Annotated in this window: 10 protein-coding genes and 1 pseudogene; 5 read left to right on the top strand and 6 right to left on the bottom strand. The window is 61.5% G+C overall.

Annotated elements, in window-relative coordinates:
• Positions 1–487 precede the first annotated feature (487 nt).
• The 3 genes and pseudogenes from B2S33_RS05365 to B2S33_RS05355 all read right to left on the bottom strand — a co-directional run.
• Complete coding sequence (locus B2S33_RS05365) at positions 488–1,588, bottom strand: AGE family epimerase/isomerase (protein ID WP_027915308.1); 1,101 nt, start codon at positions 1,586–1,588, stop codon at positions 488–490.
• 62 nt (positions 1,589–1,650) lie between these two features.
• Positions 1,651–2,283, bottom strand: a complete 633-nt coding sequence (locus tag B2S33_RS05360) for a TetR family transcriptional regulator (RefSeq protein ID WP_027915307.1) — start codon at positions 2,281–2,283, stop codon at positions 1,651–1,653.
• 143 nt (positions 2,284–2,426) lie between these two features.
• Positions 2,427–2,675, bottom strand: a pseudogene (locus B2S33_RS05355) (phage infection protein); the annotation flags it as partial.
• Between the two features lie 339 nt (positions 2,676–3,014).
• Here B2S33_RS05355 and B2S33_RS05350 point away from each other — a divergent pair.
• On the top strand, positions 3,015–5,081 hold the full coding sequence (locus B2S33_RS05350; protein WP_027915305.1) for an AsmA family protein: 2,067 nt from the start codon (positions 3,015–3,017) through the stop codon (positions 5,079–5,081).
• Between the two features lie 337 nt (positions 5,082–5,418).
• Here B2S33_RS05350 and B2S33_RS05345 read toward each other — a convergent pair whose 3' ends face one another.
• A complete protein-coding gene (locus tag B2S33_RS05345) occupies positions 5,419–5,949 on the bottom strand; it encodes a ferritin-like domain-containing protein (RefSeq protein ID WP_023534650.1) in 531 nt (176 codons plus the stop codon).
• A gap of 49 nt (positions 5,950–5,998) precedes the next feature.
• Positions 5,999–6,340: an osmotically-inducible lipoprotein OsmE gene (gene osmE / locus B2S33_RS05340; RefSeq protein WP_027915304.1), complete on the bottom strand. Its 342-nt coding sequence runs from the start codon at positions 6,338–6,340 to the stop codon at positions 5,999–6,001.
• 190 nt (positions 6,341–6,530) lie between these two features.
• Here osmE and B2S33_RS05335 point away from each other — a divergent pair, with 190 nt between their 5' ends.
• Both B2S33_RS05335 and B2S33_RS05330 read left to right on the top strand, forming a co-directional pair.
• Positions 6,531–6,818, top strand: a complete 288-nt coding sequence (locus B2S33_RS05335) for a PsiF family protein (protein ID WP_028687182.1) — start codon at positions 6,531–6,533, stop codon at positions 6,816–6,818.
• A gap of 71 nt (positions 6,819–6,889) precedes the next feature.
• On the top strand, positions 6,890–7,897 hold the full coding sequence (locus B2S33_RS05330) for an AI-2E family transporter (RefSeq protein WP_028687181.1): 1,008 nt from the start codon (positions 6,890–6,892) through the stop codon (positions 7,895–7,897).
• A 122-nt stretch (positions 7,898–8,019) separates the two neighbouring features.
• Here the strand turns inward: B2S33_RS05330 and B2S33_RS05325 are convergent, their stop codons facing one another.
• A complete protein-coding gene (locus B2S33_RS05325) occupies positions 8,020–9,288 on the bottom strand; it encodes an Hsp70 family protein (RefSeq protein WP_028687180.1) in 1,269 nt (422 codons plus the stop codon).
• Between the two features lie 164 nt (positions 9,289–9,452).
• Here B2S33_RS05325 and cbpA point away from each other — a divergent pair, with 164 nt between their 5' ends.
• A complete protein-coding gene (cbpA, locus tag B2S33_RS05320) occupies positions 9,453–10,409 on the top strand; it encodes a curved DNA-binding protein (protein ID WP_288650030.1) in 957 nt (318 codons plus the stop codon).
• Positions 10,410–10,411: 2 nt separating this feature from the next.
• The gene (locus tag B2S33_RS05315) at positions 10,412–10,717 is read left to right on the top strand and encodes a chaperone modulator CbpM (protein ID WP_023534557.1); all 306 of its coding nucleotides are present in this window, start codon (positions 10,412–10,414) and stop codon (positions 10,715–10,717) included.
• The last annotated feature ends 48 nt before the right edge of the window (positions 10,718–10,765 follow it).

Below are 10,765 nucleotides of genomic sequence, written 5' to 3'. Positions count from 1 at the left end.
ATCAAGATCAACAGCGTCTGTAGTGGGGCTAATAATGTCTAAACTTGCCGCTAGACATATCCCGTGTAGGAGCGGCCTTGTGCCGCGATGGGGCGCGCAGCGGCCCCAGTAGCAGCGATAATGCTTAAATCTAGGGGCCGCTGCGCGGCCCATCGCGGCCGGTCCGGCGCCCCGGCGAGGCCGCTCCTACATGAGGATTGAGGAGTGTTAAAGGAATGTGCAAGCGTTAACTAACGGGGTGAAGTTATAGTTGCCGTTGCAAAAGCAGAGAGTTTTGAGCTTTGGTTATGTCATATTCCAAGTATTGGGCAGCACAATTAGCAGTACGGACATACGACGCCATTAAGTCAAAGACTTGATACCGTGGCAGCTCTTGAAACACTCGCCGTTGTACGTATTCCAATGACGAAAACGTGCCAGCGCACTGGACGGCTCCAGGATCTGAGCCTCACTGCCCATTACGGTAACAACATTGCAGGCCCCGACCTCACCCCTCCAATCGTTTCAACCCTTCCAGGCAAGTGGCCAGATGATAAGGCGTAGTCGACGGCATATCATGCCGGCTGACATCGCCTTGCCCGTCCCGGCATTCATACCATCCCGCTTGCCGCAAGAACCGCCCCTGCAGGGCCTGCAACAGCTTGGGCAGCTTCACATCTGCATCAGGGCGCAATGCCAGGGCCCTGGCGTATTCGGCCTGTGCCCAGATCCGCTGAGTCGCATCCAGCACATGCCCTTGCACATCCAGCATCGCCAGCACCGCCTCGTCCTTCACGCCATGGTGCTCGGCAAAAACAAAGCCCCGCTCAATGGACGCATGCAACGCCGTCCCACGCAGCAGCGGCGAAGTGTGCAGCAAATAGAACCACTCGAACTGATGACCCGGCTCGAACCAGTTATCCACAGTGCCCCGGGGCTTTTCCAGCATCACCCCGTGGGCAGGGTCGATGAAGTGGGCCTGCATCGCTGTGCATAACTGTAGAAGCGATTGCTGCACAGCCTGATCATCACGCACGGCCAACACCTGCAAGAAGGCCTCTGCCAGGTGCATCTGCGGGTTTTGCAGCGCGCCACTGCCCAGGTTGCCCCAGTCTTCACCCAGACTGGCCTCGTACAAGCCATCATCCCGGGCAAAGCGATGCTCGATGACGTCCAGCGCACCAGCCAGGGTGGAGGCCACCAGGCTGTCGCGGACCTGGCCCCAATAGTGCGCGCAGGCGAAGACGATGAACGCGTGGGTATAGAGGTCCTTGCGTCGGTCCAGCGGTTTGCCCTGGGCGTCGATGCTGTAGAACCAGCCACCGTGCTCGGGGTCATGAAAGTGCTTTTGCAAGGAGCGGAACAATGCCGCGGCGCGTTCGGCCGCGCCCGGTTGACCGATGCGGCTGCTGAACAGGTACAACTGGCGTGCGCAAGCCATGGCCCGATAGCGCTGCACCGGCAACGGCTGATGCTCGGCGTCCAGGGCCTCGTAAGGCAACGCCATCTCGGTGTTCCAACCTGGCCCCTGCCATAGGGGCACGATGCACGCGGCAAAGTGCTGATTGAAGCGGGTCAGTTCGGGCAGGGTAGGGCGGGGGTTGGACATCTTGGCGCTCGTCGCTGTCGGGCAGGGCGCCATGGTAGCAGAAGTCGGGTCTGCCGAGCCCGTCAGCCGGGGTTGCCGAGCCCTTGCCAGTGCCGCGCACCGACGAAAATGAAGCGCAGCTGCTGGGTGATCTTCTCCTGAGGGGTCAACGCCTGCGGCTCACCCCTTTCCGGCCTGTCGATCAATTCGGGCAAGGTGGCGAACACGGTCTTGACCACCAGGTCCGCCATGACGGTAAGCGCCGCATTGTCCAGGTGCTGCCAACGCTGCATCCGGGCCAGGTCGGTGGCCAGGTCAGCGGTAATGTTTTCCCGCAATTGGGCGATGGCCTGGCGCACGGGCTGCGACCCTCCGTACTGCTCCCGTGCCAGGAATAGAAACTGGGCGCGGTGGGCAGCGACTACATCGAGAAATATACGAACTGACGCATCCGTGATACCGCCCAGCTCGAACTCGTTGTGCCGCACCAGCCGGATGGTCTGGCGGAAGGTATCGTCCACCTCATTGACCAGTGCCAGGCCCAGTGCATCCATGTCCGGGAAATGCCGGTAGAAACCGGTGGGCACGATGCCGGCCGCCTTGGCCACTTCGCGCAAGCTGATGCTGCCAAAGCCACGACCACTCTCCATAAGCAGGCAGGCGGCATCGAGCAGGGCCTGGCGGGTCTGTAGCTTCTGTTCGGCACGCGGCAACATGATGCAGGTTTCTATAAAGGGTGGCTGGGCACTCTAGTTAAAAAAACGAAGCCCGGTCAATGGACCGGGCTCGAAGGGGGAGGTCAGGTAGACGACGGCGCGGTGCGTCTTCCATAAGGTCAGCTCACCCGTGCCGTTTGCGACAAGCGATCTGCACCGCCCTCGGCGACACGGGCGCTGCGCTCGATCAGGCGATCGGAACCCCCTTCGGCAACACGGGCGCTGCGCTCGATCAACCGGTCGGAGCCGCCTTCGGCGAGTGTTTCAAGTGGTTGGATGGTTTGAACAGCGCTCGAACGCGATTCGGCCGTCAGGTGCTGCTCGGCACCTGGCAGGGCGAACGCATTGGCTGCAAGCAAGGAAAAGGTGAGGGTCAACAGGTGGCGTTTCATGATTCGGTGCTCCTCTGCGGGGCTGGAAAGTGGGTGTGTAGCCAATGCTACGCCTCGCACTTGCACAGAGAAGTTCATCCGGGTAATGGTAAAAATCGACCCCATTAATATCAGGCGTCAAAGGCTCTATTCAGAGCCTTGCAGGGCCGCCGGCGGGCTTGATGGTAGGGGTGCGTAAGGGATGCACCGAGTGAGCATGACGAGCCAAACGCACCCAGACGCGGGAAATTCTTGGCTATCCTCCCCCTGAGATAAAACCCTCACGCCTTTCATCAGTCCCAGATACATGACCCCTCACCGCTACGCTTGTTTTCGCCTTGCCGCATGGAGACTCACGCAATGACGCGCCCCGCCAGAATCATCCTCTGGACCCTGACCACACTGCTGACCGTGCTGGCAATCCTGGTCGTGGTGATTGCCACCTTCGACTGGAACCGCGTCAAGCCGCTGCTCAACGAGAAGGTGTCCGAGGCCTTGCATCGGCCCTTCGCCATCAACGGCAACCTTGCAGTGCACTGGCGCACCGAGCCTGAAGAAGGGGGCTGGCGGGCATGGATACCTTGGCCGCATTTCACGGCTGAAGACCTCACCCTGGGCAACCCGGACTGGCTCAAAGAGCCGCAGATGGTTGCACTGGAGCGCGTGGAGTTTCGCCTGTCGCCGCTGCCCCTGTTGTTTCACCAAGTCAGCATCCCGCGCATCAACTTGACCAAGCCGACTGCCAGCCTGACACGCCTGGCGGACGGCAGGGCCAACTGGAACTTCGACTTCGGCCCGAAAGACGAAAACGAAGCACCGTCCAAATGGGAAATGGACATCGGTGCGATTGGTTTCGACCAAGGTAACGTCAGCTTCGACGACCAGACGCTCAAGGCTCGCATGAAGGTCCAGATCGATCCGCTGGGTAAGCCGATTCCGTTCAGCGACATCGTGGGCAAGGCCACGGCCGAGAAGTCGGCGCCTGCACAGGACTATGCATTCGGCCTCAAGGCGCAGGGGCGCTACAAGGATCAGCCCGTGTCCGGCACTGGCAAGATCGGTGGCCTGCTGGCACTCAAAGCATCCGATCAACCCTTCCCACTGCAAGCGGATGTGCGCATCGCCGACACCCATGTGGTACTGGCCGGTACCCTGACCGATCCGCTCAACCTGGGTGCACTCGACCTGCGACTGCGCCTGTCGGGCGCGAGCCTTGGCAATCTGTTCCCGTTGACCGGCGTGACATTGCCTGACACCCCGGCATATTCCACCGATGGCCACCTTAGCGCCAACCTGCACGCTGAGCAGGGCGCCACCTTCAAGTACCAAGGGTTCAATGGCAAGATCGGTGACAGCGACATTCATGGTGACCTGGCGTACGTCGCCAGCAAGCCTCGGCCCAAGCTCACGGGCAAGCTCGTTTCCAACCAGCTCCTGTTCAAGGACCTGGCGCCACTGATCGGCGCTGACTCCAATGCCGAGCAGAAAGCCCGTGGCGGTGCCAGCAAGCAGCCGTCCGACAAGGTCCTGCCGGTCGAGGAATTTCGTACCGACCGCTGGCGCGCCATGGATGCCGATGTCACCTTCACCGGCAAGCGCATCGTGCACAGCGAGCAGCTTCCCTTCAACGACCTGTCGGCCCACGTGATCCTGGAAGACGGCCTGCTGCGCCTGGAGCCTTTGAGGTTTGGCGTAGCGGGCGGCAACCTGGCATCGCGCATCCGCCTGGACGGCCGCAACGTTCCGTTGCAGGGGCGTGCACGGCTGACCGCCAGGGGATTCAAGCTCAAGCAGCTGTTCCCTTCTTTCGCGCCGATGCAAAGCAGCTTTGGCGAGCTCAATGGGGATGCCGACATTACCGGTAGCGGCAACTCCGTGGCAGCACTGCTCGGTAGCGCCAATGGCGACCTGCGCATGCTGGTCAACGATGGCGCCATCAGCCGCAGCCTCATGGAAATCGCAGGTTTGAACGTGGGCAACTACATCGTCGACAAACTGTTCGGTGATGAAGACGTGAAGATCAACTGCGCCGCTGCCGATGTCGGTATCAAGGATGGCCTTGCCAGCACGCGTCTGTTCATTTTCGATACCGAGAACGCGATCATCTACATCAACGGCACCGCCAACTTCGCCAATGAGCGCCTGGACCTGAAGATCACACCGGAATCCAAGGGGCTGAGGCTGTTCTCCCTGCGCTCGCCGCTGTATGTGCGGGGGGCTTTCGCCAAACCGAGCGCCGGGGTGCAGGCCGTACCGCTGGCGCTGCGCGGTGCCGGCATGGTTGCCCTTGGGGTGGTCGCGGGGCCTGCGGCCGGTCTCCTGGCGCTGGTCGCGCCCAGCAGTGGTGATGATCCCAACCAGTGCACACCGTTGTTGCAGCAGATGAAGGAAGGCAAGGCGCCGGCGGCCGTCAAAGGCCGCAAGTGATGAAGACGATGGGCGCGGCGGTTCAGAGGTCCTGCCGCGCCCTGTGGCCCTGTTAGTTGCCGAGCTGGAATGCTGGGGCTGCGCAGCAGCCCCGACCCTCTGAGCTGCCGAGCTGGAAACCCTTGGCGCTGCGTGGCCTGGCAGCCAGCCCAGCACCTCGGCGGGACCGATCACAGGGTTCAGTAACTCAAAGGTCTGGGACAAGACAGTCGGCGCTTCACAATCACCGAGGCTGGGAACGGTCCGATCAGGGCGCCGGACCGACCGCAATGGGCTGCGAAGCAGCCCTGCGTGACGAGCATTACCGCATCAGCGGCCTTGCGTGTTGCGATTGGCCTTACAGACCGTCGAGCAGGTCGGACATGTCATCGGCGTGCTCTTCTTCTTGCGCCAGAATGTCTTCGAAGATACGGCGAGTGGTCGGGTCCTTGTCGCCGATGTACTGGATGATCTCGCGGTAGCTGTCGATGGCGATACGCTCGGCCACCAAGTCTTCCAGGACCATTTCCTTGAGGGTCGCACCTGCCACGTACTGGGCGTGAGAGTTCTTGCTCAGGTTGTCCGGGTTGAAGTCAGGCTCACCGCCCAGTTGCACGATACGCTCGGCCAGCTTGTCGGCATGTTCGGATTCCTGGTTGGCATGCTCCAGGAATTCTTCGGCAGCCACACTGGCCTTGACGCCAGAAGCCATGAAGTAGTGGCGCTTGTAGCGCAGGGTGCAGACCAGCTCGGTGGCCAGCGAATCGTTGAGCAGCTTGATGATGCGCTCGCGATCAGCATTGTAGCCTTCGGTCACTGCACCATTTTCTACATGCTCGCGTGCACGCTGGCGCAGGGTCTGGATATCGGTCATTTCAGTCGTGTTCATGTTTCATCTCCGAAAAGCATCAGGTAGTCGTAGTCAGGTAGCGGAAGCCTTACGCGCCTTTGACGGCCTCGCGGTCTTCTTCACGTTGTTTGCAGGTCTTGAAACCCTTGGCATCCACATGGCCGGTGGCATCGAAGCGCACGTAGTACGGCTGCTGCTTGCCGTCGCGGTTGAGGATGTAATCGTTGCAGGTACCGCCATTGGGCAGGTCGATGACATTGGACGGGCTGCCGCCGATGGCGATCACGCGCTGCATGGTCATGCCATTTTCGACCTGCTTGACCAGGGGCTCGTTGCGGTAGGTCACATAGTCCACCGGGTTTTCCGGGCGGCTGCCGCATGCCGCCAGGGTGGCGCTGGCCAGAAGGATTGCCAGAGTCTGCTTGAACATCGTCCCGCTCCTTGCACAAAAGGGTATGTGCAGGTTTTGAACCTCACGCAGCGCCAGGAGTTCGATCGAGCTAGCCAATTGCCTGCGTGCAAATGGTTGTCGTGCCTTGATGGCAAACCGGGCCTCGCGCCAGGCTTGTCTACACTGCTGGTGTCACCGTGCGTTGGGCGCGGGCTCAGGAGAACACGACATGAAACGGCTGCACATTCCGTTGCTGATGGTTGCGCTGGTGTTCAGCGCCCAGGGCTTTGCGGCAACTACCACCCAGCAGGAAAAGATGAAAACGTGCAATGCAGATGCCACGGCGCAATCGCTCAAGGGCGACGCCCGCAAGGCCTTCATGAGTACGTGCCTGAAGAAACAGGTGCCGCCCACCCAGCAGGAAAAAATGAAGACGTGCAATGCCGACGCCACTGCCAAGGTGCTCAAGGGTGATGAGCGCAAGGCGTTCATGAGTGACTGCCTGAAGAAGAAATGATCGGTGCCTATGCCTGCAGGCCTAACGCTGGCAGACTGCGGATCTTCTTCGCTGGCTGCCGCTGAGGCTGTATGACCTTCACCCCCCGCCAAGTCACCCTGGCAAGTTTGATCATCGTATTCGCAGGCTTGCTGATGGCATTGCCGTTGAAGCTGCTGCCCAGCCTGCTGGCAGGCCTGCTGGTGTTCGAACTGGTCAACATGCTCACGCCGCGCCTGCAGCCGTTGATTGCTGGGCAGCGTGCGCGCTGGCTGGCAGTGGCGCTGCTGGGGACGCTGGTGGTGATCAGCCTTGCGCTGTTGATCGCCGGGGCATTCAGCTTCCTGTTGCATGAAGCGGAAAATCCAGGCGCTTCGCTGGACAAGTTCATGGCGCTGGTGGAGCGGGCACGCGGCCAGTTGCCGCCGTTCATCGAGGGCTACCTGCCGGCCAGCGCGGCAGAGTTCAAAGTGGCGATCGGCGACTGGATCAAGAGCCACCTCAGTGATTTGCAACTGGTGGGCAAGGGCATGGCGCACATGTTCGTGACCCTGCTGATCGGCATGATCCTGGGGGCTATCGTCGCCCTGCAGCGCATACCCGACATCTCTCGGCGCAAGCCACTGGCTGCCGCCCTGTTCGAGCGCATGAGCCTGCTGGTCCAGGCGTTTCGCAACATCGTTTTCGCCCAGATCAAGATTTCCCTGCTCAATACCGCATTCACCGGTATCTTCCTGGCCGTGGTGCTGCCGCTGTTCGGGGTGCATCTGCCGCTGACCAAGACCTTGATCGTGCTGACGTTCCTGTTGGGTCTGCTACCGGTCATTGGCAACCTCATGTCCAACACCCTGATCACCATCGTGGGGTTGTCGTTGTCGGTGTGGGTGGCTGCGGCGGCGTTGGTCTACCTGATCGTCATCCACAAGGTGGAGTACTTCCTCAACGCCAAGATCGTCGGGGGGCAGATCAGGGCCAAGGCTTGGGAGCTGCTGTTGGCGATGCTGGTGTTCGAAGCGGCGTTCGGCCTGCCGGGGGTGGTGGCAGGGCCGGTCTATTACGCCTATCTCAAGAGCGAGCTGCGCAGGATGGAGCTGGTTTGAATGCGGCCACGGCGGGCCTGCTCAGGGCATAGCAGGGCCGGCGTCAGGCTTGGTCAGGCGGTGTTGACCAGCGCCACCGCCAACGAGGGGCGACCCAAGCGCCCCGTACCCCGGTCATTTCGTCACGCGCCGTAGCGCTTGCGTGCCTCAATGGCCAGCCCACTGCCGATGCTGCCAAAGATGTTGCCTTCCACATGACGGGCATTGGGCAACATCGCCGCCACGCTGTTGCGCAGGGCTGGAATGCCGCTGGAGCCGCCCGTGAAAAATACCGTGTCGACCTGGCCCTGGCTGACCCCGGCCTTGGCCAGCAAGTCCGTGACACTGGCCCGCACCCGTTCCAGCAGGCTTTCGATGGCCATCTCGAACAAGCTGCGAGACAGGTCCACGCCAAGGCCGGGTTCGATGCGGCCGAGGTCGACATGACGACTGGGCTGTTCGGTCAGCTCGATCTTGCTGGCTTCCACTTCCATGGCCAGCCAATGCCCGGCGCGCTCCTCGATGAGCTTGAACAGCCGATCCACGCCGAGGGTGTCCTCGATGTCGTAGCGCATGTTGCCCAAGGCCAGCTGCGACTTCTGTGAGTACAAGGCGTTGATCGTGTGCCAAGTGGCCAGGTTCAGGTGATAGCTGGTTGGCATCAAGGCACCGCTTTTCATGCGGCTGCCATAACCGAACAGCGGCATCACCCCTTGCAGGCTCAGCTGCTTGTCGAAGTCCGTGCCGCCGATGTGTACGCCACCGGTCGCAAGGATGTCGCTCTGGCGCTCGGCTACCGCGTGCCGCTCAGGCGACAGCCTGATGAGGGTGAAGTCGGAAGTACCGCCGCCGATATCGACGATCAGCACCAGTTCCTCCCGGCTGATGCCCGACTCGTAGTCGAACGCCGCAGCGATGGGCTCGTACTGGAACGACACGTCCTTGAAGCCGATCTTGCGTGCTACCTCGGCCAGCGTGTCCTCGGCTTCCTGGTCGGCTGCCGGGTCCTCGTCGACGAAGAATACCGGGCGGCCGAGTACCACCTGATCGAACTCACGGCCGGCCTCGGCCTGCGCGCGGTTTTTCAGCTCACCGATGAACATGCCCAGCAGGTCCTTGAACGGCAGTGCGCTGCCCAGCACGCTGGTGTCGTGCTTGATCAACTTGGACCCGAGCAGGCTCTTGAGCGAGCGCATCAGGCGCCCCTCGTAGCCTTCGAGGTATTCGTGCAGGGCCAGCCGACCGTAGACAGGGCGGCGCTCCTCGATGTTGAAGAACACCACCGAGGGCAACGTGATCTTGCCGTCTTCCAGGGCAATCAGCGATTCCGTGCCCGGTCGGTGCCAGCCAACCGTCGAGTTGGAGGTGCCAAAGTCGATGCCAAGGGCGCGGGCCGGGGATACGTCGGACATGGGGAAAAGGCTTCCGGAGGCAAAACGGCCGCGCAGTGTATGCCAGCTGGCGACAGAATCAAGACCGGTCGTCTGCCATGGAGCAACCCCAAGCGGGCCTTGAAAGGCTATGCTTGATCCCTATCTTCTCCAGCAACACGCACATTCTCACTGGTGATCCCTAGATGGACTTCAAAGACTACTACAAGATACTTGGCGTAGAGCCCACAGCGGACGACAAGGCGATCAAGGCCGCGTACCGCAAGCTGGCCCGCAAGTATCACCCTGATGTCAGCAAAGAGCGCGACGCCGAAGACAAATTCAAGGAAGCCAACGAGGCCTACGAAGTGCTGGGCGATGCGCAGAAACGCGCCGAATTCGATGAAATTCGCAAGTACGGCGGCCAGCATGGTCGGCAATTCCAGGCGCCGCCAGGCTGGGAAAGCCGAGGCGGGGCCGGAGGCGGTTTCGAGAGTGGCGATTTTTCGGACTTTTTCAGCTCGATGTTCGGCGGTCGTGGAGGCAACCCGTTCGGGGGCGCCCGTCAACAACAGCGCAGTGCCGGCAGGCGAGGGCAGGACGTGGAGCTTGAACTGGCGGTATTTCTGGAAGAAACCCTGAGCAAGGAGTCCAAGCAGATCAGCTTCCAGGTTCCGCAAACCAATGCCATGGGCCAGCGTACGGGGTTCACCACCAAGACCCTGAACGTCAAGATCCCGGCCGGCGTGACCGATGGCGAGCGCATTCGCCTCAAGGGCCAGGGTGCCCCGGGTGTCGGTGGCGGTGCCAATGGCGATTTGTTCCTGACCATCCGCATGGCCCCGCACCCGCTGTTCGACGTCGAGGGGCATGACCTGATCATCACCGTGCCGCTGGCGCCTTGGGAAGCGGCCTTGGGCACCAAGGTGGCGGTGCCCACGCTCGAAGGCAGGATCAACCTGACCATCCGCCCCGACAGCCAGAGCGGGCAGCGCCTGCGGGTGCCAGGCAAGGGCCTGGCCGACAAGCATGGCCAGCGCGGCAACCTCTATGCACAGCTCAAGGTCGTCATGCCGACCACCTCTGACGAATCTACCCGGGAACTGTGGGCCAAGCTTTCCGAGAAGGCCGCGTTCGACCCGAGGGCACAATGGAGTAAGTGATCATGAGCAGCACCCTGATCGTTCAACTGGACATGCATACCTTGTGTCAGGAAGCCGACCTTACGGCGGACTGTGTGATCGAGATCGTCGAGCACGGCATTGTGGAGCCAACCGGGCGCAGGCCTGAAGACTGGCTGTTCGACGATCAGGCACCGCTGCTGGCAAGGCGCGCGGCCAAGCTGCACCAGGAGTTGGAGCTGGAATGGGAAGGCGTGGCGCTGGCCCTGGAATTGCTCCAGGAGGTGCAGCAGCTGCGCAACGAGAACAGCATGCTGCGCCAGCGCCTGGGCAGGTTCACGCAGATGTGAGGGGAATCAGGCGCGGGCAGGGCTGGAGCGCTGGCCTGAGCAGCCTTG

It is taken from the genome of Pseudomonas sp. UBA5568 (assembly GCF_002425525.1).
GTDB lineage: Bacteria > Pseudomonadota > Gammaproteobacteria > Pseudomonadales > Pseudomonadaceae > Aquipseudomonas > Aquipseudomonas fulva.
Note: the sequence above shows the minus strand (reverse complement) of the source record. Positions and strands in the feature narration are given on the sequence as shown.